The organism is Janthinobacterium sp. GMG1 (assembly GCF_034427795.1).
Taxonomy (GTDB): Bacteria; Pseudomonadota; Gammaproteobacteria; order Burkholderiales; family Burkholderiaceae_D; genus Janthinobacterium.
Genome location: NZ_JAXQNT010000003.1, coordinates 1 through 24,014, shown reverse-complemented (window position 1 = coordinate 24,014; position 24,014 = coordinate 1). Strand labels below are relative to the sequence as shown.

22 protein-coding genes are annotated in these 24,014 nt (G+C 61.1%); 6 read left to right on the top strand and 16 right to left on the bottom strand.

Annotated features, from left to right (window positions below; translation table 11 throughout):
- Positions 1–2: 2 nt before the first annotated feature.
- Complete coding sequence (locus SJI03_RS09005; RefSeq protein WP_322426907.1) at positions 3–2,276, bottom strand: heavy metal translocating P-type ATPase; 2,274 nt, start codon at positions 2,274–2,276, stop codon at positions 3–5.
- Positions 2,277–2,375: 99 nt separating this feature from the next.
- Here SJI03_RS09005 and cadR point away from each other — a divergent pair, with 99 nt between their 5' ends.
- Positions 2,376–2,807 carry a Cd(II)/Pb(II)-responsive transcriptional regulator gene (gene cadR / locus SJI03_RS09000; RefSeq protein ID WP_034787498.1) on the top strand — a complete coding sequence of 144 codons (432 nt, stop codon included), beginning with the start codon at positions 2,376–2,378 and terminating at the stop codon, positions 2,805–2,807.
- 10 nt (positions 2,808–2,817) lie between these two features.
- Positions 2,818–3,900, top strand: coding sequence for a hypothetical protein (locus SJI03_RS08995; protein WP_322426906.1), 1,083 nt, complete (start codon positions 2,818–2,820; stop codon positions 3,898–3,900).
- Here SJI03_RS08995 and SJI03_RS08990 read toward each other — a convergent pair.
- From SJI03_RS08990 to SJI03_RS08970, 5 genes are all read right to left on the bottom strand, one after another.
- Positions 3,897–5,447 carry a methyl-accepting chemotaxis protein gene (locus tag SJI03_RS08990; RefSeq protein ID WP_322426905.1) on the bottom strand — a complete coding sequence of 517 codons (1,551 nt, stop codon included), beginning with the start codon at positions 5,445–5,447 and terminating at the stop codon, positions 3,897–3,899. The two genes, SJI03_RS08995 and SJI03_RS08990, sit on opposite strands and share 4 nt — an antisense overlap.
- 69 nt (positions 5,448–5,516) lie before the next feature.
- Complete coding sequence (locus tag SJI03_RS08985) at positions 5,517–5,984, bottom strand: cache domain-containing protein (protein WP_322426904.1); 468 nt, start codon at positions 5,982–5,984, stop codon at positions 5,517–5,519.
- A gap of 239 nt (positions 5,985–6,223) precedes the next feature.
- The gene (locus SJI03_RS08980) at positions 6,224–6,661 is read right to left on the bottom strand and encodes a hypothetical protein (protein ID WP_322426903.1); all 438 of its coding nucleotides are present in this window, start codon (positions 6,659–6,661) and stop codon (positions 6,224–6,226) included.
- Between the two features lie 13 nt (positions 6,662–6,674).
- The gene (locus tag SJI03_RS08975; protein ID WP_099376755.1) at positions 6,675–7,061 is read right to left on the bottom strand and encodes a hypothetical protein; all 387 of its coding nucleotides are present in this window, start codon (positions 7,059–7,061) and stop codon (positions 6,675–6,677) included.
- Positions 7,062–7,164: 103 nt separating this feature from the next.
- Positions 7,165–7,716 (bottom strand): DUF4142 domain-containing protein, encoded by a 552-nt coding sequence (locus tag SJI03_RS08970; protein ID WP_322426902.1) that lies wholly within the window; start codon positions 7,714–7,716, stop codon positions 7,165–7,167.
- Positions 7,717–8,007: 291 nt separating this feature from the next.
- On the opposite strand from SJI03_RS08970, the gene SJI03_RS08965 reads away from it, so the two are divergent.
- On the top strand, positions 8,008–8,178 hold the full coding sequence (locus tag SJI03_RS08965; RefSeq protein ID WP_322426901.1) for a hypothetical protein: 171 nt from the start codon (positions 8,008–8,010) through the stop codon (positions 8,176–8,178).
- A 104-nt stretch (positions 8,179–8,282) separates the two neighbouring features.
- Here the strand turns inward: SJI03_RS08965 and SJI03_RS08960 are convergent, their stop codons facing one another.
- Together SJI03_RS08960 and SJI03_RS08955 are read right to left on the bottom strand one after the other, a co-directional pair.
- Complete coding sequence (locus tag SJI03_RS08960) at positions 8,283–8,933, bottom strand: SMI1/KNR4 family protein (protein WP_099376752.1); 651 nt, start codon at positions 8,931–8,933, stop codon at positions 8,283–8,285.
- A 3-nt stretch (positions 8,934–8,936) separates the two neighbouring features.
- Complete coding sequence (locus tag SJI03_RS08955) at positions 8,937–9,329, bottom strand: MerR family DNA-binding protein (protein WP_322426900.1); 393 nt, start codon at positions 9,327–9,329, stop codon at positions 8,937–8,939.
- Positions 9,330–9,400: 71 nt separating this feature from the next.
- Here SJI03_RS08955 and SJI03_RS08950 point away from each other — a divergent pair, with 71 nt between their 5' ends.
- Complete coding sequence (locus SJI03_RS08950; protein WP_322426899.1) at positions 9,401–10,192, top strand: SDR family oxidoreductase; 792 nt, start codon at positions 9,401–9,403, stop codon at positions 10,190–10,192.
- Between the two features lie 6 nt (positions 10,193–10,198).
- Here SJI03_RS08950 and SJI03_RS08945 read toward each other — a convergent pair whose 3' ends face one another.
- The 3 genes from SJI03_RS08945 to SJI03_RS08935 form a co-directional block, all read right to left on the bottom strand.
- Positions 10,199–11,500, bottom strand: coding sequence for a divalent metal cation transporter (locus SJI03_RS08945; RefSeq protein WP_322426898.1), 1,302 nt, complete (start codon positions 11,498–11,500; stop codon positions 10,199–10,201).
- An 83-nt stretch (positions 11,501–11,583) separates the two neighbouring features.
- Entirely contained in the window at positions 11,584–13,581 is a 1,998-nt protein-coding gene (locus tag SJI03_RS08940; RefSeq protein WP_322427327.1) for a c-type cytochrome, read from the bottom strand.
- A gap of 209 nt (positions 13,582–13,790) precedes the next feature.
- Complete coding sequence (locus SJI03_RS08935) at positions 13,791–14,702, bottom strand: LysR family transcriptional regulator (protein ID WP_322426897.1); 912 nt, start codon at positions 14,700–14,702, stop codon at positions 13,791–13,793.
- 101 nt (positions 14,703–14,803) lie between these two features.
- Here SJI03_RS08935 and SJI03_RS08930 point away from each other — a divergent pair, with 101 nt between their 5' ends.
- A complete protein-coding gene (locus tag SJI03_RS08930) occupies positions 14,804–16,240 on the top strand; it encodes an amidase (protein WP_322426896.1) in 1,437 nt (478 codons plus the stop codon).
- 19 nt (positions 16,241–16,259) lie between these two features.
- On the opposite strand, the gene SJI03_RS08925 is transcribed toward SJI03_RS08930, so the two are convergent.
- The 3 genes from SJI03_RS08925 to SJI03_RS08915 form a co-directional block, all read right to left on the bottom strand.
- The gene (locus SJI03_RS08925) at positions 16,260–16,682 is read right to left on the bottom strand and encodes a DUF2061 domain-containing protein (protein ID WP_322426895.1); all 423 of its coding nucleotides are present in this window, start codon (positions 16,680–16,682) and stop codon (positions 16,260–16,262) included.
- Between the two features lie 238 nt (positions 16,683–16,920).
- Positions 16,921–18,273, bottom strand: coding sequence for a chitinase (locus SJI03_RS08920; RefSeq protein ID WP_322426894.1), 1,353 nt, complete (start codon positions 18,271–18,273; stop codon positions 16,921–16,923).
- 269 nt (positions 18,274–18,542) lie between these two features.
- Positions 18,543–20,123 (bottom strand): M28 family peptidase, encoded by a 1,581-nt coding sequence (locus tag SJI03_RS08915; RefSeq protein ID WP_416208737.1) that lies wholly within the window; start codon positions 20,121–20,123, stop codon positions 18,543–18,545.
- A gap of 203 nt (positions 20,124–20,326) precedes the next feature.
- Here SJI03_RS08915 and SJI03_RS08910 point away from each other — a divergent pair, with 203 nt between their 5' ends.
- The gene (locus SJI03_RS08910) at positions 20,327–20,965 is read left to right on the top strand and encodes an SDR family oxidoreductase (RefSeq protein ID WP_322426892.1); all 639 of its coding nucleotides are present in this window, start codon (positions 20,327–20,329) and stop codon (positions 20,963–20,965) included.
- Between the two features lie 290 nt (positions 20,966–21,255).
- Here the strand turns inward: SJI03_RS08910 and SJI03_RS08905 are convergent, their stop codons facing one another.
- Together SJI03_RS08905 and SJI03_RS08900 are read right to left on the bottom strand one after the other, a co-directional pair.
- A complete protein-coding gene (locus SJI03_RS08905; protein ID WP_322426891.1) occupies positions 21,256–22,551 on the bottom strand; it encodes a hypothetical protein in 1,296 nt (431 codons plus the stop codon).
- A gap of 425 nt (positions 22,552–22,976) precedes the next feature.
- Positions 22,977–23,882, bottom strand: coding sequence for a hypothetical protein (locus SJI03_RS08900; RefSeq protein WP_322426890.1), 906 nt, complete (start codon positions 23,880–23,882; stop codon positions 22,977–22,979).
- Between the last annotated feature and the right edge of the window lie 132 nt (positions 23,883–24,014).

Below are 24,014 nucleotides of genomic sequence, written 5' to 3'. Positions count from 1 at the left end.
ATTTAGTTGCTTTTGCTGCCACGCAGCAAGCGGAGACCGTTCGCCACCACCAGCAGGCTGGCGCCCACGTCCGCGAACACGGCCATCCACAAGGTTGCCGTGCCGGCCAGCGCCAGGCCGAAGAACACGGCCTTGATGCCGATGGCAAAGCTGATGTTTTGCACGAGGATGCTGCGCGTGCGGTGGCTCAGGCTGATGAATTCAGGCAATTTGCCCAGTTCATCATCCATCAGGGCCACGTCCGCCGTCTCGATGGCCGTGTCGCTGCCGGCCGCGCCCATGGCAAAGCCGATGTCCGCCTGCGCCAGGGCCGGGGCGTCGTTGACGCCGTCGCCCAGCATGGCCACCACGCCGAATTGCTGCTGCAAGGCCTTGATCTCGTCCAGTTTATTCTCTGGCAGCAATTCCGCCTTGACCAGGCTGACACCGACCTCGGCGGCAATACGCTGCGCCGTCAGCAGATTGTCGCCCGTCAACATCACGGTGGTCACGCCCAGCGCGTTCAATCTGGCGATGGCGGACGCCGCCGTCGGGCGCAGCACGTCGGCCACGGCGATGACGCCCAGCGCACCGGCCGAGGTGGCCAGCACCATGGCCGTATAGGCTTGCTGTTCCAAGCGCGCCAGGACGGCTTGCAGGGCCGGCGTCAAGACCTGCAATTCCGTCATCAGGCGGGCATTGCCCAGATAATATGTCTTGCCGTCGATATGGCCTTGCACGCCGCGGCCATGCAGGGCGGCAAACTGGGTCACGGGCAAGTGGCTGCCGGCAGGCGGACCGGCCTTGACGATGGCGGCGGCCAGGGGGTGGGCGGAGTTCGCGTCCAGGCTGGCGGCCAGCAGCAGGATGGTATCGCGGTTGCTGCCGTCCATGGCCACCACGTCCGTGACGGCCGGTTTGCCCATGGTCAAGGTGCCCGTCTTGTCGACGGCGATGGCCTTGATGCGGTAACCCGTTTCCAGGAATTGCCCGCCTTTCACCAGGATGCCGCGCCGCGCCGCCGCCGTCAGGCCGCTGACGACGGTGACCGGGGTGGAAATGACGAGCGCGCACGGGCAGGCGATGACCAGCATCACCAAGGCCTTGTAGATCCAGGCCATGAATGGCTGGCCCAGCAGCAGGGGCGGCAGCACGGCCACGAGGATGGCGAAGACGACGACGGCGGGCGTGTAGTAGCGGGCGAAATTGTCGACAAAGCGCTGCGTGGGCGCCTGCTTGCCCTGGGTTTCCTCGATCACCTTGACGATCTTCGCCAGGGTGCTGTTGCCGCTGTTGGCCGTGACGGTGACGTCGAGCAAGCCCCGTTCATTGATGGTGCCCGCGTACACGACGTCGCCCACGGCCTTGTCCACCGGCATGCTTTCACCGGTGATCGGCGCCTGGTTGACGGACGATTCGCCGCTTTGCACGATGCCGTCGAGGGCGATGCGCTCGCCCGGCTTGACGCGCATCAGGGTACCGATGGCTACCGTGGCGACGGAGACTTGCTGCCAGGCGCCGCTGGCGTCGGCCACTGTCGCCGTATCGGGCGCCAGTTGCATCAGGCTGTGCACGGCGTTGCGTGCCCGGTTCAGCGACAAGCCTTCGATCAGTTCGGCAATGGCGAACAGGAAGATGACCATGGCCGCTTCCGGCCACTGGCCGATGGCGATGGCGCCAAACACAGCCAGGCTCATCAGGAAATTGATGTTCAGGGTGAACGTTTTCAGGGCAATCCAGCCCTTTTTCAGGGTTGGCCAGCCGCCCGTGGCGATCGACAGCAGGGCCAGCGCGATGACGAGAGGGGAACTGTCTTCATGCGTGGTCCACGCCAGCGCCTCAGCGCCGGCCGCAGCCAGGCCGGAAACCACCAGCAAGCCTTTTTGCAGGCCGGACAGGCTGCCTTCGTTCGGGTCGCGCGCGACGACGGCGTCCGCCTCCATGGGAATCGCCTGCATGCCGATGCCGTGCAGCGCCGCTTCCACCGTGGCCAGTGTAGGCAGGGTGTGGTGCACGTCGAGTACGCGGTTCATCAGGTTGAAATCGAGGCCCACGACGCCAGCCATCGTGGCCAGCTTGTTGCGGATCAAGCGTTCTTCCGTGGGGCAATCCATGTTGGCGATGCGGTATTTGGCCGTGTTGGCGCCGGCGATGGCAGCGCTGGGCAAGGCTGGGCCGGATGGGGCGGCAGGCGTGGACGAGCACGCGTGCTGGCTGGAGCAGCAGCTGGCCGCCTTGGGGGCATGCTCCTGCTTGTGGTCGTGCTCGTGGGTATGATCGTGGCTATCGTGCGGCATCGCATTCGTCCTTCCGGTTTCGTGTATGCTTCCATTAGAAACCCTGTAGCCGCTACAGGGTCAAGCGGAATTTGCATGAAAGAATGAAAAGGGGATGCCATGCGTATCGGAGAACTGGCCAAACGGACAGATTGTGACGTGGAAACCGTGCGTTACTATGAAAAGGCGGGCTTGCTGCAGGAACCGGGCCGCAACAGCGCCGGCTACCGCGAGTACCGCGAAGAACACCAGGAACGGCTGCAATTCATCCGCCATTGCCGCTCGCTGCAGATCGGCTTGACGGATATCCGCGCCTTGCTGGAATTTAAGAACAACCCGGCCGAAGGTTGCCAGAGCGTCAATGAATTGCTCGACCATCATATCTTGCGTATTGCCGAGCAGATGGCGAATTTGCAAACCCTGCAGCAGCAACTGGTGACCCTGCGCCATCAGTGCGACCAGCCGCAGCCGTCGCAAGACTGCGCGATTTTACAAAACCTGTCCGAGGCGGCCAGCGGCCACGACTGCGCCTGCCATACCGAACTTCATTGACGATTGCTACATGCTGAAACTGTTGCCTAAAAAAACTTTACTCACCTTATCCCTGCTGTCGCCACTCTGCCATGCTGCCGATGCGCCTGCCGCAGCCGGCCACTACCTGACCTTGTACGCCGCACCCGGCGTGCCGCAAGACGATGACCCGTACACCTGGAGCACGGTTGGCGGCAAGCAGCTGAGCAAAGGCGTAACGAAGGCGGACGGCCGCGCCTATGTCAAGGCAGAGGAGGGCGAAGAAAACTACATCCTGAAAACCGTCAGCATGCGCTGGCAGCTGAAGGTCCCCGCGCAATGCTGGCTGGGCGCTCCTGACGCCTTCCAGCAATGCATGCAACTGGCCAAAACCACGAGCCGCCATGATGAAGAGCAGGATGCGCTCAAGCTGGCTGAGCAGCAGAAGGAAGCCAAGATGCAGGCCAGGATCGCCGCCTACGCGGTGGAGGCCCAGGCCAACGACGATGCGCTGGCCTGGCTGGGGCGCTTGCCTTCGAGCTGGACAATAGAGAGCTATGGCACGCGCCTGCTGCGCATCGGCGACAAGGTGGCCAAACAGATTGGCGACGCGCTCAAGGATGGCGGTCCCGACGCGCGCCAGTTCGTCTGCCGCGCGCCCGACTACTACGGTCCCGTGCCGGACCAGGCCGCTGTCGACGCCTGGATAGGCGCACCGCGCGCCGTGCGCAAGGTGCGTACCGGTCCCGCCTGGGATGCGCTGGTGGCGGCCGGCGAAAAGGGCAACTGGATGGCCCGATTGGAACTGTATTACACCTTGTCCAGCGTCAATGTCGGCGAATTGAGCCTGCTGGAACAGTACCGCATCGTGCAATTGATGGAATGGCTGCACAAGAAACAAATCGGCGGACTGTATGGCTACTTCAGCGCCGGCATACCTGTCACTCCCGGCAATATGCCCAGCGCCACCTGGCGCAAGCAGGATCAGGCTTCGCTGTATGCGGCCATGCTGGGCAGTTACGAGGATCAGAACAGCCGGGGCGAGGTCTTGCAGGCAGACCCGGACACCGCGCTGGCCGAGGCGGGCAGGAAAATGCTGGCCTGTGCCAAGGCCGCCATGCCGCAACGTCACTAACGCGGCAGCAAGGGCGGGCCGCCATCACCCAGGCGGAAGGCGTCGACCACGCGCAATAGATCGTGCGCCTGGTCCTGCATGCTTTGCGCGGCGGCGGCCGATTGTTCGACGAGGGCGGCATTGCGCTGGGTCAATTCGTCCATTTCCGTGATGGCATTGTTGACTTCCTCGATGCCCTTGCTCTGGCGCTGGCTGGCCGCCGTGATGTCGTTCATGATTTCCGTCACCTGCTGGACGGAGGCGACAATATCTCCCATGGTGCGCCCGGCGCTGTCGGCCAGCTCGCTGCCCGTTTCTATGCGGGCCACGGAATCCTCGATCAATTGCTTGATTTCGCGCGCCGCCGTGGCCGAGCGCTGCGCCAGGCCCCGCACTTCGGTGGCGACGACGGCAAAGCCGCGTCCCTGTTCTCCCGCGCGCGCCGCTTCCACGGCCGCGTTCAAGGCGAGGATATTGGTCTGGAAGGCAATGCCGTCGATGACGGCGATGATATCGACGATGCGTCCGGAACTGGCCTTGATCGAGCCCATCGTCTCGACCACCTGGCCCACCACGCGGCCGCCTTCCAGTGCCACGTTCGACGTCGACAACACCATCTGGTTGGCCTGGTGCGCGTGGCTGGCATTTTCGCGCACGGTGTCCGTCAAGGCATGCATGGAGGTTGCCGTTTCTTGCAAGGAATGAGCCTGCGACTCCGTGCGGGCCGACAAGTCCGCATTGCCCAGCGCGATTTCACTCGCTTCCACCGTGATGGTGGAGCCCGCCTGGCGTATCTCGCCCAACAAGGTGTTCCAGTTCTTCAGCACGGTGGCCAGCGCCCGCGACAGCTTGCCCACCTCATCGTCGCCCCGGGCGTCGATGCGCGTCGTCAGGTCGCCGGCGGCCAGCGATTCGGCGGCGCGGCACGCCTCGTCGATGGGGCCCACCACGGAGCGCGCCACCCAGGTGGCGATCAGGGCCAGCAGGGCAAAGCCGATGGCCATGGTGCCCAGCGACAGCCAGCCGGCGCGCTGGCCCGCATACTTGGTATCCTGCAGGGCATCGACCGTGCGGTGGTCGAGGTTGAGCAGCACCTGGCGCAGCTGTCCGCGCACTTGCTGGTAGTGTCCGGCGGCATTTTGCATCGCGGCCACGCCCGTATTCGGGTCCATCGAAGCCAGATCCAGCGCCTGCGCCACGCTGGCGCGGTAGCGCTCGACACCGGGCAGCGCCTGGCCCGCTTCCGTGGCGGCGCCCGAGAATTTCTGCAATTCCTTCAAGCCTTGCGCGATGGCGTTCAGCTGGCCATCCGTTTGCGCGCCGAATTGCTTGAACTGTTCGTCCGACAGGCTGGCCGCGATGGCGATCTTCGCATACACGTCGGCGTGCACCTGGCCCAGGGCAATAGCTTGCTGGTTCGCAAGCCGTTCGGCCGTCAGGGTGACGTCCTTCAGTTCGTGCATGCGCTGCTCGTTCTGCTGCATGGCGAAGTAGGACAAGGCCCCCATGGCCAGCAGGCAAGCCAGCGCGACCACCGGGACGATCAACATCTTCTGTGCGATTTTCATCGGAACCCATATCGTCAAGAGAGCGGAAAACCATCGCGGCGCTGGCGGCGCTGGCGGCGCGGCGGCTGGCTACAGGTAGATGCCGCCGCAGACGACGGTCTCGGCCAGCTTTTCGCAGTACATCACTTTCGGCTCGATTTTCTTGGTTTCCGGATTCGTGAACTTGTATTCCTGCCAGAAGGTGCCCTTGCTCTTGGCCAGGTCGACGCGCTCCTTGACGAAGGCCTTGCCATCGATATCTTTCAGCTCGATCAAGTTCTTGCCCACCATTTTCGGATTGGCGCCATGCGCCGCCACCGCGCCGTCGAGCTTGTAGACGACCAGGTACAGGTCATGCAGGATGAATTGCGGCGACTTGGCCGTGATTTCGCCATACGCCTTGGCGTCGCCGGCGCTCTTGATGTAGGACACGCCTTTCTTGACCATGGCTTCGGCGTCGGCGCGCGTGGCGCCGCCTTCGGCAGCGCTGGCGATACAGGGTAGCGTAGCGGCGGCAAGCATGAGCGACAGGCACATGGCAGGGGCGAACTTGGGCATGAGAATCTCCTTCACATTGCGGCAGGGAAATCCGGCGGGGGAACCGGTGCGGTAAGGCGGCGCCTATCGAAGTGCCGACGGTTCATGGTAGCGCGATGCCAGTGGACATGCGCTGGTGCAACAGATATTTTTTCAGACGGGCGTTTTTGCAACGTCGCGTGCACATTGCCGCAATAGATATTTCATAGGGAAAAGGAGGGCGCAGCCTATCGAGTCGATAGTGTGGCGCCGGTGCCGCGCTACCAGCTGGCAGGGTCTTCCGCCGCCGCGCGCACCAGGTCCTCGCGCCAGTCCTGCTGCACCAGGCGGTAAATATCGGCAAAGAAGGCGCGCGGGTCAGCCATCTCGTCCCACAAGGCGGGCAGGGCATAGGTACTCTCGGGGTCGTGCTCGAGGATGGCCTGGAAATCAAAATCAGGGTCTTGCAAGGCCTGCGCCAGCACGGCCACCAGCGCATGGCGGTGGCGGTAGCTGAGTTCCTTGTATTGCGACGTGATGTCGCGGCGTATCAGGGCCGCGCGCTGGGCTGGATCGTTCATGTTCCAGGCTTCGAGCTCCACGCCCAGGGTTTCTTCGCGGTCATACACGTCGAAGGGGCCGAGGAAATGGTACAAGGTGGGAACGTAGAGAGCGTCGTTCCAGGGGCCGCGCAGGCCCTTTTGTTTTAGTTCTTGCATGATGGTTCCCCGTTCAGGCGCATACAGGCAAGGTCCAGCCTTCATCCCCGAGGTCGGTCGGGTAGATGGCGCGGGTCTGGTTCTCGCCCCAGCGGGCATGGTCGAGGATGCCGTCTTCATGCATGTCCAGCACCCATTCCGTGCTTTCCAGCAAGGTGCCATCCTTGTGGTACACGCGGAAGAAGGTGGACGTGCTCAGCGCGCGCACGATGTTCTGCGGCACGCCGTTGCCGTAATGCGGTACATAGGTCTTGATCACGCATGTGCCCTGGTCGTTCCACTGCTGTGCATAGACGGTGGCATTGCGCGCCGCGCTTACCTTGATGAAGAGCCAGCCTGCCAGCAGGAAGATGAGCAGGACGGCGGCGGCGATCAGGCCGGTTTTCTTGAGTAGCTGCATGAGGTCATGGCATGGCCGAAAACGAAGTTGCGGCATTGTATGTCAAGAGCAGAAATACTTGCTGTACAGCACGTACGGCAAGTATTTCCCCGCGTATGGCTGTCTATTTCGCCAATGCCGCCTGCAGGGCGTTCGACATCTCCAGGTGATGTTGCAACGCTGGCAAGGTCTTCCTGGCAAAAGCCTTGATATCGGGGTCGCTGGCTTTCTGGCTGGCATCCGTAAACAATTTCACGGCTTCCTTGTGCGCGGCTACGCCGATGCTGACCGCATATTCCTTGTCGAAGGCCGGGCCTTCCAGGCGGCCCAGCTTGTCGATCTGCGCCTGGTGCTTGGCGCCAGGCTGGTCGCTGACCTCGATCTGCTTGCTGCTGGCCAGCTGTTTCAGTTCCTCTGCCACTTTCGTGTGATCGGTGACCATGGCATCGGCGAATTTCTTCACCTCGGGATTGCTGCTCTTGCTTTGCGCCACTTTGCTGGCGGCAATTTCCGTGCTGCCCGCGTCGGCGGCCTTGCTGAGGAATTGCTTGTCATACGCGCCCGGCGCGGCGGCCGCGATGCTGTTGATGGCGATGCCGCTCAACAGCGCCACGGCAGCGCCGATGGCCACGTTTTTCAGGGAGGGGGTACGGGAAGTGGTGGTGGAGATAGGCATAAGAACTCCTTTCGTGTATGGCGCAGAAAATCGAATGACATTCGTGGTCATGCCGCCAAATCGTGCGTGATTTTTTTGCAAGCTGATTGGAATGTTAATCCAGCCAGTCACACACACCCATAGGACACGAACGATCTTCTCTGTAGGATTGATCCTGTTCGCCGGAGAAGGTTCGAAGAGGGCGGTCGTCAGATTGCTGCGACAGCAAATTTAAGAGGAGTCTGATATGCAGGGCGAATCACTATGCATAGTATTGGATTGTTGATTCTTAATTGCCATGGGGAAAGTAACATGCGTTACTTAAAAATTCTGTCGTTTGGCACCTGCGGTGGCCTGATCGCATGGGCAATGACGTCTCCATCAAGCTTCAATGACTGGAATCTGCTATCGAGTGTAATCATTTTTAATGCAATTGCATTTGCCGCTTCCTTGTCTCCGCAACGGCGTAAAAAATCCCATTGATAGCGTTTCGTGAAAAGGCAGTCTGCAAACCGATGCTGTTCAGCCAATACTGAACAGCATTTTATCTTGCCAGTCTTGAGGCCGCTGTCGCACGCCTCACAGGACTAGTCCTGTTCGTTGGCGCACAATTCGACTTGTTTAAGAGCAAACAAGGCGGCGATGCCGGCATCGCGGCGCCAGGCGGGCATGCCGATATCGAGCCATTCCGCCAACGCATCCAGGTGCGATGGCTCCGAGACGCTGTGTTCGAGTTCGTCGAGCACCGTGTCGCGGTCGATATACAGGCTGTCCAGCCAGGCGTCGAACGAGGGCGCCAATTCCATCAGGCCGTGGGCGCGCTTGCCCGTCCAGTCCGGCAACTCCTGCACATAGGCCAGCACGCGGCCGGCGCCTTCTTCCGTCAAGTCCAGGTAGACCATGGAATTGCCGCCATCGCGGGCGAACGGCAGGATGCGCGCCGGCATGTCCGTATGTTTGCGCGCGGCGCGGATCTCGCCCACCAAGGTTTCATCGCAGAAATCTCCCTCGTCGGCACTGAAAAAGGTATTAAAACCCATTTTTTCCACGCCACCATTACCGTCCGGCACATCGCTGGTGTAGTCGAACCAGGCGCCGTTGGCCACTCGCAAGAACGCCAGGAAGGCGGGCGGCAACGGTGCTTCCAGCAAGGCTTCGATGGCGGCGATCTGCTGCGCCGTGGGGGCAGGCTTGGCGCCCTCGAGCGCAAGGTGGCGGTATTGCGTGTAATAAGTCATTGATTATCCTTGTAAATTTTTTTTGACCGCCACGCCGTCCTCGCAGCCCGTCTCCACCTTGGCCAGCGCATCGACGAGGCCGGCCCGCAGCACAGCCATCGAACGGGCCTTCTCGTCGATCTGGGCAATTTTCGTTTCCAGCATAGCTCGTTTGGTCTGCGCATCGAGCGCATTTTCCTGCCAGACGACTATGACTTCGGCGATTTCCTTCAAGGTAAAGCCCAGCGCCTTGGCGTGACCGATCAGCTCAATGCGCCGCAAGGCTTGCGCCGAATATTCCTTGTAATTATTCGTCAGGCCCGGCTGCGGCGCTTCGTCCAGCAAACCCTGGCGCTCGTAGAAACGCACCGTGTCCTTGCTGACGCCCGTCAGGCGGGTAATTTCTCCGATGCGCATCGTTTTCCCTTGACCGTGGACTAAAGACCGCAGTTTACAGTAGAAACACTTTCAACTACGACACTTTTGCCATGCTCCCATACGACTATACCAAGCAGACCGTGCTGATCACGGGTGCCTCGTCCGGCATCGGCCGCGTCTTTGCGGAAACCCTGGCCGCGCGCGGCGCCCATTTGCTGCTGCTGGCCCGTTCCGGCGCCGTGCTCGACAGCCTGGCCAGGGACCTTTCCCAGCGCCACGGCATCCGCGCCCACGCGCTGGTGGCCGATCTGAGCCTGCCCGGCGCCGCTGCACAAGCCCATGCGCAGGCGTGCGCGCTGGGCATGCCGCCCGATGTGCTGATCAATAACGCGGGTTTCGCCACGCATGGCCGCTTCGAAAGCATCGACCTCGCGCGCCAGGCGGCCGAAGTAACCGTCAATTGCACGGCCCTGATGGAACTCACGCACTGCGCCTTGCCGCACATGCTGGCCCAGGGGCGGGGCGCCGTCATCAATGTCGCGTCCACGGCGGCCCTGCAGCCCGATCCCTACATGGCGGTGTATGGCGCCAGCAAGGCGTTCGTGTTGTCGTTCTCGGAAGCGTTGTGGGCGGAAAACCGCCAGCGCGGCGTGCGCGTGCTGGCCCTGTGCCCGGGCGCCACGGAAACGGCCTTCTTCGACGTGGTGGCCGCGCCCGAGGCGGCCGTGGGCAAGCGCATGGCGCCGCAAGCCGTCGTCGATGAGGCGCTGCGGGCGCTGGACCGGGGCCGCAGCAGCCACGTGGCGGGCCGGCCCAACCGGCTGCTGGCCTGGCTGCCGCGCTTGCTGCCCCGCCAGACCGTGCTGGGCATCGTGGAAGGCATGCTCAAGCCACGGACTTGATGCGCATCAAAACGCCATGGTGGCGAACATGGCCAGCACGGCCGTCGCCATGACGATGGTCGACAGCCAGCCCAGCGCCCGCAGGCGGCGCGAAATGGTCAAGGTGCCCATGATGGTTGGGCGCGACGCCATCACCATCATCAGGGCCATGATGGGTACGGAAATGACGCCATTGATGACGGCGCTCCAGTACAGGGCCTTGATGGGGTCGAGCGGCGAAAAGCACAGGGCCGCGCCGATCACCGTGGCCGTGACGATGATGCCGTAGAACTTCTTGGCCGCCCTGGGCGCCAGTTCCAGGCTGTTTTTCCAGTGAAAGGCGCCGGCCATGGCGTAGGCGGCAGAGCCGGCCAGCACGGGAATGGCCAGCAAGCCCGTGCCGATGATGCCCAGGCTGAACAGGGCAAAGGCGAAGTCGCCAGCGATGGGGCGCAGGGCGGAGGCGGCCTGGGCCGAGGTGTCGATATGCGTGATGCCTTGCGCGCCCAGGGTCACGGCCGTCGTCAGCATGATGAAAAACGCCACCAGGTTGGAAAAACCCATGCCGATGGCCGTGTCCATCTTGATGCGCTGGAATTGCCGCGGCGCCTGCTCGGGCGTGCGGCGCAAGGCTTGCGCGCCAGCATCGGCCTGCAAGTCTTCCACTTCCTGCGATGCCTGCCAGAAAAACAAGTATGGACTGATCGTCGTGCCGAACACGGCCACGATCATGGTCACCGAGGCGGTCGACCAGGTGAACTGGGGCCACACGGTGCGCAGCACCACCTCGCGCCACGGAATGTGGATCGTCAGCACGGTGGCCACATAGGCCAGCAAGCCCAGGGTCAGCCATTTCAGGATGCGCACGTATTGTTGATAGGGAATGAACACTTGCAGCAGCAGGGATAGCAGGCCGAAGCCGACAGCGTACAGGTGCGTGGGACCGCCTATGATCAGGGTCAAGGCATCGCCCATGGCGGCCACGTCGGCGGCGATATTGATGACATTGGCCAACAGCAGCAAGCTGACGATGGCGTACAGCAAGGATTTCGGATAATGGCGGCGGATATTCGTCGCCAGCCCATGCCCGCTGACCCGGCCGATCTTGGCGCTGATCACCTGGATGCCCAGCATCAGGGGAAACGTCAGGCACACGGTCCACAGCATGCCAAAACCGAACTGGGCACCCGCCTGCGAATACGTGGCGATACCGCTGGGATCGTCGTCGGCCGCGCCCGTGATCAGGCCCGGCCCCAGCTTGCCCAGCCAGGTGTCGGATGGGTCCGCCTGCTGGCGGACGGCCTTCGCGCGGCTGCTGTCAATCTGCATGCGTCACTCCTGTGTGGTGGAGCGAGCAGCGTATCACAGGCGGGCGGCGGCCAGAAAGGGCGCCGCCCGGGAAAACATGCGGCTCAGTAGCGCGCATCCTTGGGCTTGCCGCCTTTCGGCCAGTCCTTGACCTTGTCGGGGAAGTCCGGGCGCGGCATGTGCGTAAAATATTCGGCCACGTCAACGGCGTCCTGGTCGGACAGGTTGCCTTGTCCCAGCGGGAATTTCTGGCCATGGCCCATCACCATGTTCGCCTTGACGAAGCCGGCCGCCGTGTAGGTGCGGGCCATGCCGGCGCCGATATTGAACGAGCGCTCGCCCCATAGCGGCGGGAAGGCCACTTCGCCGCCAGTGCCCCGGATGCCTTCGCCATTCGCGCCATGGCAGACGGCGCATTGCTCGGCATACACTTTTTTGCCGTGCACGGGATCGGGCAGCAGGGCGCGGGATATCTTCGCCACGCCGCGCCCTGGCACCTTGTCGTTCGCCTGCGTGGCGCCCTTCATCCAGTCGATGTAGGCGACCATCGCCTGCAGGTCGGGGCCGTCCACGGGCAGCGGCTTGCCGTGCATGGAGCGGCGGAAGCAGCCATTGATACGCTCGCCCAGGCTGATGACCTTGCCCGCGCGCGGCGCTTCCGCCGGGAAGAAGGCGGAAATGCCGAGGAAGGGCGAACCGTTGGCCACGGTGCCGCCGTTCAGGTGGCAACTGCTGCAGTTGAGGTCGTTGCCCACGTTTTGCGGCAGGCGGGCCCGCGTTTCCGTCATTAGCTGCATGCCGTGGATCAATTGGCTGGCATTCGGATCAGCCGTCAGGGCGGCGAAGCGGGGCGTGACAAAGCCGCCCGCGTCCGGGGCCTTGAGCTTGAGCTCCTTGCGCACCCTGGCGATCTGCGCAGGCGTGACGGGCGCGCCTTGATTCCCCCACTTGCCGCGCACAAAGGTGAGGATTTCCGCCAGTTCCGTGTCGGACAGGCGCTCATACGCGGGCATGCCGAACGAGCGGGGCGACTGCTGCGTGACGGCCGACTGCCAGCCCGTCAGCGCAATATGGATGACGGAAGTGGCATCCTTCGATTGCACCGAGTCGTTCTGCGCCAGCGGCGGGAAGATGTTGTCCACGCCACGGCCGTCGCGGCGGTGGCACGTGGCGCAAAACTGCAGGTAGCCGAGGCCGCCGCGCGTGTTGTACAGCGCATCGTTGCTGGCTGCGACCGAAGGCGCCGGTTTTGCCTGCGACACTTGCGCGCCCGGTTTGGCCGGCAAGCCGTGCAGGTAGTGCGCCAGCGCATCGAGGTCGCCATCCGTGAAGTATTGCGTGCTGTGCGTGATGACTTCCGTCATGCTGCCCGCGGCCGTGCCGAAGCTGTTGCGACCTGTCTTGAGCAATTGCACGATGTCGCCCGGTGTCCACAGATTGCGCAGGTTGACGGCATGCCAGCCGTCGAAGGTGAAGCCGGACAGGTAGTGTTTGCCGCCGCTGCCATCCTGGCCCATGGTTTTTTCCTGGAAAGCCACGCCGCGCGGCGTGTGGCAGGAGCCGCAATGGCCGAGCCCCTGGGCCAGATAGCTGCCCCGGTTCCACAGGGCAGACTTCGCGCTGTCGGGCTTGAACGGTGCGTCGTCGAGGAAGACGGCGTTCCACAAGGACAAGCCCCAGCGCATGCTGAACGGCCATTTCATGTCCGTTTCGCGGTTTTGCTGCGCCACGGGCGCCACGCCGCGCTGCAAATAGGCGTACAGCGCCTGCATGTCGTCGGGCGTGATCTTGGCGTAGGAAGGGTAGGGCATGGCCGGATACAGGTTGTGCCCGTCCGCCGCCACGCCCTTGCGCATGGCGCGGTCGAATTGCGCGAACGTGTACGTGCCCAGGCCCGTCTTCGCGTCGGGCGTGATGTTGGTGCTGTAGATGGTGCCGAACGGCGTTTTCAGTTCCAGGCCGCCGGCCATGGCGGCGCCGTTCGGGCTGGTGTGGCAGGCCACGCAGTCGCCCAGGCGGGCGACATACTCGCCGCGCTTGATCAGCTCGGCCGACGCCGAGGGTGCAGGCGCAGCCACGGCGCTGGCGCAGAAGGCCAGCATCCCCAAGAGCAGCAGCCAGGTCGTGATGGGAAAGAGGAAGGCGGGAGGGCGGCGCGAACCGCGATGCAGGATGGAAATGGCGTTCATGGTGACCCTTTATTATCAGGGCCAAGCTTACGCAGTCGTCGCCACGGCGGAAATTGGGAATTTCTTTCGATTAACTAGGTAATCTTCCCTAGTGTTTTCGCCTGAAAAATCGTGTAGGCAGCCTACAAGCTGGCCATGATGCGCTCGCGCAGCCAGCGGTGCGCCGGGTCCAGGTGCATGCGCTCGTGCCACACCATCGCCATCTCGTAGTCGGGCAGGGTGACGGGCGGCTCCCACGTGCGCAGGGCGCCCAGCGCGTTTTTCAGCAGGCGCGACGGCAGCAGGGCCACCATGTCGGACGCCGCCAGCAGGGGCGGGACGATCAGGAAATGCGGCACGGACAGCACCACCTTGCGCGTTCGGCCCAACAGTTCCAGCGCCGTATCGACGTTGCTGCGGAAACCGCCGCCGTTGGGCGAGACGACGATGAATTCCAGCGCGCAAAATTGATCGAGGTCGGGCGGCGTTTGCAACAGCGGGTGGTCGCGGCGACCCGCCAGCACATAGTGCTCGGTGAACAGGGTGCGGTGGCGTAAGCCGGGCGGCGATTCTTCCCGGGCCAGGAATCCCAGGTCGACCTGACCGCTTTCCAGCTCGTGCGCCATACGCGCCGGCACGGCTTCGAACACGGCCATGCGCGACAGCGGCGCCTGCGCGCGCAGAGCGGGCAGCAGGGGCAGCAAGATCGCGTATTCCGTGGCGTCGGCCGCCGCCAGGTTCCAGCGCACTTGGGCCGTGGCCGGGTCGAACGCCGACTCAGGCTGCAAGACTTGCTCCAACTGGGCCAGCACGGCTTGCAAGGGCGCCAGCAGGGCCAGCGCGCGGGCCGTGGGCAGCATGCCGCGCGGACCGGGCAAGAGCAGTGGGTCATCGAAAGCGGCCCGCAGCTTGCCCAGCTGCACGCTGACGGAAGGCTGGCTCAGGTGCAGCCGCGCCGCCGCCCGCGTGACGTTGCGTTCAATCAACAGGGCGTTCAAGGTCAGCAGCAGGTTCAAGTCCAGCTTGTGCAAATCCAGCTTATGCAAATTGTTCATGGCTATACCTTGTATATCAACTATTCATTTCCACTATGATAGCGCAAGCCCTAGAGTAGTTCCTGTGATATCCATTCTTCATCCATTACAGGAATAAACCGATGCAACTCCATGAATATACAAGCTTTGATGGTCTGGGACTGGCCCAGCTGATGCGCGATGGCGGCGTTTCCGCCGCCGAATTGCACGATGCCGCCATGCGCGCCTGCGCCGTCGTCAATCCGCACATCAACGCCGTGGTCGAGGTATGGCCGGCCGATGTCACGCACATCGACCACGCGGCGCCGTTCGCCGGCGTGCCATTCCTGATCAAGGATGTGGCCGTCACCATGGCGGGCCAGCGCAGCGAAGCGGGCAGCCGCCTGGGCGCCCGCCATGTTGCCACACTCGACTCCCACCTGATGACGCAGTTTCGCCAGGCGGGACTAATCACCTTTGGCCGCACCAGCACGCCGGAAATGGCCTTTGCCACCACCACGGAACCCGTGCTCTACGGCGCCACGCGCAATCCCTGGAACCCGAACTTGAGCGCGGGCGGCTCCAGCGGCGGCGCGGCGGCGGCCGTGGCGGCCGGCATCGTGCCGCTGGCCCATGCGACGGACGCAGCCGGTTCCATCCGCGTGCCGGCCGCGTCGACGGGCCTGTTCGGCTTGAAACCGAGCCGGGGACGGGTCTCGAACGGCCCCGCCATGGACGAGATCTTCAGCGGCCTGGGCGTGCAGCTGGGCGTAAGCCGCACGGTGCGCGACAGCGCCGCCTTGCTCGATGCCGTGCAAGGCGTGATGGTGGGCGAGCCGTATGTGACCGGCGCACCCGGCCACAGCTGGCTGTCGCAGGTGAGCCAGGAACCGGGCCAGCTGCGCATCGCCGTGCAGCGCGCCGCCTGCAATGGCGCCCATCCTGTGGCTGCCGTGAATAGCGCGCTGGACGCCACCGTGCGCCTCCTGGAAAGCCTGGGCCACCACGTGGAAGAAGTCTCGCCCGCGCTGGGCGTGTCGTGGGAAGCGTTCGTGCACGCGAATGCCGGCATCTGGTGCGCCAACCTGGTGCCGTGGATCGATGGCCTGGCGCAGGAGAGCGGGCGCGGCGTGTCGCTGGAGACCCTGGAAGCGGCGACCCTGGCCTGTTACCGCCATGGCAAAACGGTCTCGGCGGTGGACTTCGTTGCGGCCCTCGACGTGCGCAACACGGTCACGCGCCAGGCCGGCGCCTTGTTCGGCCGGTACGACGTGCTGCTGACGCCGACCATGCCGGATGTGCCGTGGCAGCTGGGCCGTTATGGCAAGGACGAGGTACAGCTTGATGGGCTGGGCTGGACGGCGCGCCTGTTCGAGCATTCGCCCTACACGCCACTGGCCAACGTGGCGGGTTTGCCGGCCATGTCCGTGCCACTCGGCATGTCGGATGACGGTTTGCCGATCGGCATGCAGTTCATGGCTGGTTACGCCAGGGATGGTGTGCTGCTGCGCCTGGCTGGGCAGCTGGAGCGGGCGGCGCCGTGGGGACAACGGCGACCGCCCGTGTGGGCAGGTAATTAAGTAGGGGAAAGGCGGAGGACTACAGGGCGGCGAGGCGGGCCGCGCCACGGCTTTCCAGGCGAAAGCGGGCTTTTTCCCACAGCCGGTCGTGGAAGGGCAAGACGATCACGTTGCAGATCGGCTCGACCACGGCCAGCAAGCCGCCGAAGGCCATGGACCCCGTGGCCCAGTACATGACGCCGAAGGCCACGCCCATGTGCAGGGTCGTCTGGCTGAGCTTTTCGCCGGCCAGGGCGGCAAAGCCCAGGCGGCTGGCGGCGTAGCGACGGCGAATCGCGTGCCAGGCTTTTTCATGCCAAGGCAACAGGGCCACGTTGATGATCGGTTCGATGATTGCGGCCAGGCCACCGAGCGCCAAAGACCCCGTCAGCAAGTAGGCGAGGCCGAAGGCGATCGACATGTGCGTGCAGACCTGGCTGAATGTTTTGATGGCGGTGAACAAGGGAGGCTCCTTTCTGTTGAATTCGCTTATCCTTGATTTAGATAGTAACGATTCTCATTTACAAAGGGAAGTAAAATATTTCAACTGAACCCATAGATTGAGGCTATGGTTTGAGAAATATCAATTGCCCCTGCTGCAGGTACACGCAAGGGGGAGGGGAGGCGCTGCGCCAGGGCATGGCGCGGCGCTGCTGCGCATGTGAGCGGCAAAGCTCGCATGCGCAGTCGGGCCAGGGCTGTTACGGCAGCGATTTCAGCACTGTCTTCGTGGGCACGGAGAAATTATAGTTGTCGTGGCGGTCCCAGTTGATCGACCACGTCATCACGCCGCGGAAGTCCGGATACGCCTGCAGCGGCTTGATGGTGCCGCAGTTGAGCAGCCGCGTCAGGCAATTCAAGGCATTGCTGACGTCGGCATTCGTCGTGAAACCTGAGCCGGCCGAGCTGCGGCCCGACGGCACGCCAAAGCCCACCTGGTCCGGACGCAGGCCTGCGAAGGTATTGCCGCCATAATTGAATCCTTCGATCAGCATGCGCGCCGTGGCCACCAGCTGGTCAGCCGAACCGGCCTTGATGGGGCCGGTGGCGTACGGCGTGTAGATGTCGCCATTGTTGTAATACTGCGGATGCAACACCGTCAGCTCGCTGCGCAAGGCGTTGATGATGGGAATGTAGGCGCCCCAGATACTGCCGTAGCTCGTGTAGCCCCCTTCCACATACACCCATTCCGGCGCCATCGACAGGTAAAAGCTGCTGCCGACCTTGGTTTTCAGGTTTTTCACGGCGATCGGCAGATAAGTCTGGATGGCCGCGCCTTGCGCCACGCCGTTTTCCAGGTCCAGGTCGATGCCGTCGAAGCCATATTTCGTGATGATGGCGTACAGGCTGTTGGTGAAATTCGTCGCTTCGGCCGTGTTGCCGACGGAAACGGAGCCGTTTTGCCCACCCAGCGACAGGATGACTTTCTTGCCTTTCGCACGCTTGGCGGCCACGTCGGCGATGAATTGCGCTTCCGTGCCCGCGCCCGGATCGATGGTCAGACTGACATTGCCGCCGCCCGCGTTGTCGCCGAAGGAGACGACGATCACGTCCCAGTCATCGCTGACCTGACTGATCGGATACGTGGCGCCGCTGGGGTTGGTGAAGTTGTGCCAGTAACCGATCAGCGCATGTTTCGCCAGGCCCGTGGGGGTGGGCGTCGGTGTTGGAGTTGGAGTTGGAGTCGGTGTCGGGGTGGGAGTTGGTGTTGGGGTGGGAGTTGGCGTAGGTGTTGGGGTAGGCGTTGGGGTAGGCGTCGGCGTCGGCGTGCCGCAGTCGCCCACCGCCGTCCAGGGCTGGCCGCTGCCGGCGCCGCCGCTGCTGGTCGACGGGTTATTTCCTTGCGTCCACCAGTTGGCCGTGTAATTGACGTTGTTGTAGCTGGCCTGGCCGCCGCCGTTGTAGGCTGTGCCGCTGTTCCACGGCGTGTAGCAGGCGACCGCTTGGGCCGAGGCGGCCAGCAACTGGCTAGCGCCGCCGCTGGATCCGTCGCCGCTGCCGCCACCGCAGGCGGCCAACGTTCCCCCGAAGAGGGTAAGGATGAGGGTATTCATGACTGTCCGGTTCATTGCGTCTCCTTGTGTATTTTTTTGGCCGGGCGGCTGGACACCGTCCGATTTTTCAGAGTGCAAGCATTGCAGGTGGTAGTCAACTGGTTTTGTTCTTTGCGCAAGATCACAATACCAGTTGCCGTCTTTCCCCATATGAAGGGCGATGCGGGCCAGACCAGTGGCTGTTTTCCAGTGTGCTGGTATGGTGCCAGAAATGGCGCCGGGAGCAGGGCGGGGAAGGGAGGTGGATGCCAGACAAGGTCTTGCGGCGGTTACGGCGCTGTTTCCTCGCGTAAATCGGCATGCTGCACACGCGACAGGTCCAGCAGCATTTGCGTCAAGGCCACGGTCTGGCGCTGCATCAGCCGGTAATCCGCCCGGGTCACGGCGTCGACGCCATAGTTGAGCCAATAGGTCGGTTGCGTGACGTAATGCACCGTAGGAATGCGCCGGGAAACGCGTACATATTGGTCCGCGCCAGGCCAGCAGGCATACTTCGAGCCGGGCTTGATTGGAGGTAATACGAACGCTGGCGCCGCATCGGCCTGCTGCAACATGGCACGGGACGCCTCCATCAGGGCCGGCGTGCGGGGCGAAAACACGGCGGCCGGCTCAAACCTGCCCGTGGGAGCCAAATAACCGTTGCTGTCGGGCAGCACTTCCAGCGCGCCCAGGTTCCCGATGGCGAGCATCACGGCGATGCGCTGCATCAAGCCATCGTCCTCGTGCCGTTCGAGAAACTGTTCGGCGCCTACACCGCCGGCGAGGTCGCCGCTCGTCAGCAACAACATGACGCTGCGCGGCAAGCTGTCCTGCGGCAGGCGCGTCAGGTACTGGGCCATGTCGACGATGGCGTTCGGCCCATTGTCTGCCAGCGCGTTCGTGCCATCCGTGTGGCTACCCAGCACCATCAATTCCTCGGACTTGCCGGGGATGATGCCGATCAGATTGCGCGTCTGCACCTGCCGCACGGTGGCAGCCATGGTCAGCCGCAGCACGGGCGCCGTGCCTGCCAGCACGCTTTCGCGCAGGCGCTGGCCACCGTCGCGGTCGATAAACACGCCGGGCAACTGGCGCACTTTGCCATCGCCGGGCGCATACAGGCCGGCCGCCGTCAATGGCGGCGTATCGAGAATGACGATCACGCCCGCCGCACCGGCCGCCTGCAGGCTGTCCAGCAGGGCGATGAACGGCCCCAGCATCTGGAACTGGCGTGCATACGGCGTGTCCGGCCCCATGGCGTGGTCCGGATCGTGGACGTGCACGGCGGTCTGGTGAAACGCCTGGCCTGTCCACGCCACGGCGGGCATGTCGACGAGCACCAGCTTGCCGGCCAGGCTGGCATCGGGCCTGGCCCCCGGCGCCAGATAGGCGATGCGGCCCGTAATACCAGACGGCGGCGTTACGCCCGAATACGGGATGTAGCCGACCGTGGACAATACGCTAACTCTGTCGTCGTAGAGCAGTTCCAGGCCCCAGTCGTCCATTTGCACCGACCATTGCCGGAAGCTGACGGGCTCGAAGCGCAGTTGTTTGACACCGGCGCGCGCCAGGCGTTCATGCAGGGCGTCGATATACGCTTCATGCCGGGGCGATCCGGTGGCGCGCAGGCGGCGCTCATCCAGGTCGACTTGCCAGTCCAGCAGCTGTTTTCTGGACAGGAATTGGGTGGTGTCGACCGTCACGGCAGCTGATGCAGGCAGGGCGCGCGCAGGCCAGGGACCAGGCTTGCTGGCGCAGGCGGACAAGGCGGCCGCGATGGCCAGCGCGCCGGCGAAGGACAGGAAGCGACGGCAAGATGCTAGCGCAGTGCGTGGATGCGCGTGGGATATGCGAGTCTTGAGACTTCTCATGCGAAATGGTCGGCAAACGATTGATTTCATTGATATTGTAGGAACTGAAAATACACTTCAAGGGCGGCAATTTACCACGAGGCAAGGCGCCAGGCCGACACGCCTGACCGGGCAATGTCTTTTTTCAAGAGTTCCATGTTCCGTTCCGTCAAGAAAACCTGTAACTTCCTGCATGGCAGCGTGCCATGGCGAAAGCGAAAATCATGAAAAAGATATTGATACTGGGTGCAGGCGGACAGGTGGCGCAGTGGGTCATCCGCGCTTTGGCGGGCCGTGAAGACATCGCCTTGACGCTGTACTTGCGCAATCCCGGCAAGCTGCCCACGCCAGTCCCGGCCAACAGCACGGTGCTGGCCGGCGACGTGCTGGACCAGGCATTGCTGCGGCAAACGGTGCCCGGTCACGACCTGGTCTACGCCAATCTGGTGGGCGACGACATGGAAGACCAAGCCAACAGCATCATTGCCGCCATGCAGGCCTCTGGTGTCGAGCGCCTGATTTTCGTCCTGTCGATGGGCATCTACGACGAAGTTCCCGGCAAATTCGGCGCATGGAACAACGCCAGGCTGGCGGAACACCTGAAACCATTCCGCCGCGCCGCCGACGCCATCGAAGCGTCGGGCCTGGCATACACCATCGTGCGCCCAGCCTGGATGACGGACGAGGACGAAACCGACTACGAACTGACGACGCGCCACGCGCCATTCAAAGGCACCGTGGTATCGCGCAAGAGCGTGGCAGACCTGATCGCCAGCATCATCGACGCGCCAGACTTGCACCAGCAAGCCAACCTGGGCGTGAACAAACCGAACACGGACGGGGACAAGCCGTATTTCATGTAGCGTGTTCAAGCGAAGGAATCCAGCGGCCGCGACAGCGACTCGCGGATAGGGAAAATCGCATTTGCGATTGGGGAGTTGGCAAAATGGGGGTTTTACGAAATTCATCCATAACTTCGCATAATTTATATTATGTCAAATCAAGAATTTAGGAGATTGGTACTATTAGTACTAATCCCAGCGCGGCCAACGGTAGTTCCATCGGTCGCGAGACGATCAGTATAACTCCCCTCTCAACTTATCGATCTATTCGCCGATTTTTGCTCCACCATCAGGCTTTTACTCATCGAACGTCAGCGGAACCATTCATCAGCAAGTACGTCGCAATTTTCATCTAGTTCATATTTGGCATCGCGGATAAAAGCCGCTACGTCAGCATCAGGAAAGATAACCCTCACTAAGTGGGAACTCGACACCTCGATTTCTGCGCTAGAATGGTCAGCCTTGACCCTTGGTTCGGCTAAGAGCTTCGTAACCTTCTTGTCTAAAGGAGTATGATTGCCAAATTTTTCCAGCGTTGAACGCATATCTTCCAAATAAAAATTCAGCATATAGTTCATGTTTTCGATTATCCGCAAACGATGGCTGGCCACAACTTCATGAAAATATGGAGATTTTTTGGTAAGACTTTTTTCTATCAATTCTTCCACTTGGTCGTACCGATGCATATCGAGCAATGCTGCGTAAATGGCACTATTAATTGATGAATACATCTGCGTAACCGGCATGTTGTAATCGGCACTGCCAACACCATCCGAATGCTCAACTTGAGAGCTTGAAACCTTCTGATAAAAAGTGCCAGCCCCGTAGCACTGTTTCCCCCATGAAAACTCTCTCTGGACGGCATCTAGTATTTGTGGATATACAGTACTCCACACGCCGCTCGCACCAGGGCCTCGATCTTCCGTAAACATCCGCTTTACTTTGATCAAGGTACACCGATTAGCATTGACTAGTTCGTCTATTGATCGTTTATACTCTGGTTTGATACTTTCCCCATTAGAATCTTCAATCAAAATGAAATGACATTGGTTTAACTCTATTTTTTCGAAAGCCTTAAAAATTTCGCAGATGGCACGACCAGAAATCACGGTGTCAACAAATATGAATTTTTCCGTTGGAAGATCTCGATCCAATGCACCAAACCATGATCGCTTAGCCAGCTTTTCAACGACAACCTTATAAAAAGTAAGATAAGGATCACGGCCATTTCTTCGAACTATTGCGGCAAGTACACGGCTCCAATACTCTCTAATTGCTCCACTCGTTTGAACTCCTTCACTAGGGTCGGCTGAAAATGGCAAGATCAATTGACGCATAAAAGGTGAATTAATCAGTCCGACCTTCCCTGCGAATCGTTCCTCGTACGTTTCCAAAGAATTTGATTTAAGCATGTAGGCTTTTGTAGCCGCTTCGATAAAAGGCAATGCACCTCGACTAGGTACAACAAGATTATTAAAACCTTCTTCATTCAATACTCGAATGTAGTCGGATAAATCTCTCGAAGCTCGGGCATAGTCGATTACGTTTTCAACTGTGAACTCGCTTTGCCAAACAGTAGGCAACGAGTCATTAAAATTAGGCTCCATAATCTTAATCCAAATTAAATACACGCGGTAATTAGGCTACTTCCTATTATATTTTAACTGCAATATTTACGCGTTACCATAAAATACATTTTTAGATATTTGATTGTGTATCAAAATCACCACGTTTGGCTCGCTCACAGATTCCATGGCACCTAAATTTGTCTTTAAAACACCGTTCACATACACGTAAGCGAAGACAATATCGAGCTTCCTGCACAGCCCATTTCGGTACTCCAAGCATGTACATAAAATCGCCAAGCATCCTAGTACGGTTGACAGCACGCCAGTTGGTCCGCCTAGAGTTACGAATAATCCAGTACTGATTGCGGAATTCATCCTCGATCTGCTCAAGTATTCGAAGAGTATTAGCATCAAAATTTCCCATGTCAGTTCCCTCCTCCCCGTCAATCAAGGTGGAGTAACTGTCAGAACGGACAATCGTCCACCACCTGTGGCAACCCCGGTGCCGTCGCCAGATACACGACGCCGAGATTGTTGTTGCACCAGGTCTGCAAGCCGTCCATGCAATGGCCGGAAAGCGCCTGAAATGCGACCTGCGCAGCGCGCAGCATGTTTGTACAAAACGGCACCCGCCATACATCCACTTCCGGCACCATGATGCCCCTCGAGCGGAAGTAGCGTTTCTGGTCAAGCGCTCTGCACTGCATTTCCTTCCCGCAGTATTTCGCTATGTAGCTGGCGATCTTATGCGCCCCGGCCACGCCGAAGCCGAAACGGTGCGGGTCGCGGACGTGGACTTGCCCCATCTGTTCGCCGTTCGGGCCACGCCCCAGGATGCCTTGCCAGATGGAGCGCAGCAGTGCGTACATTTGCCGCCCTGCGACAGCCACATGAAAATGCAAGGCGCCACGGGCCTGCTCTTCAATGACCGCTACATAATGAAATTGTTTATGCTTACCAAGTTTTCGACAAAAGGCTTTCCAGTGTTTTAATGCAAGTTCGCGGTCCAGCATATTTTCTCGGTAGGTCAACGTCACCATGCGATCAGCGCCGATTTGCTTGCAGCAAAGGCGTACATTCTTTTTTGCGCGCCTACCAGCATCGTCGTCATTGGCTTCGCGCTGGCTTGATTCACCGCGTTTCGCTTGCTGTTTCCGCCGCAGCGCTGGATCGATAAAGAAACGTTCCTTGACGACAGTTACTTCGCACTGTCCATCTGGAAATACACGGCGTCGCGCCGTGTATGTATCGTTCCAGGTATTCTTAATACCATCATCGTTCCAATAGCTGGGCCTGCATATATCAATATCTTGCTCAGTAGAAGAGAAATCTATTGACGAAATCGTGCTTTCATCATCTAATTCATTCATTCATTCATTCATTCATTCGGTACTCCTGTGTGGCAGGGTTATCGAAGGCTACAAGCATTTTGCCGATGCTTGGAGTTTTTTTTATGGGAAAAAAGAATTAAGTTCTTTAATGCAAGTGCCGAATCTCCTGTG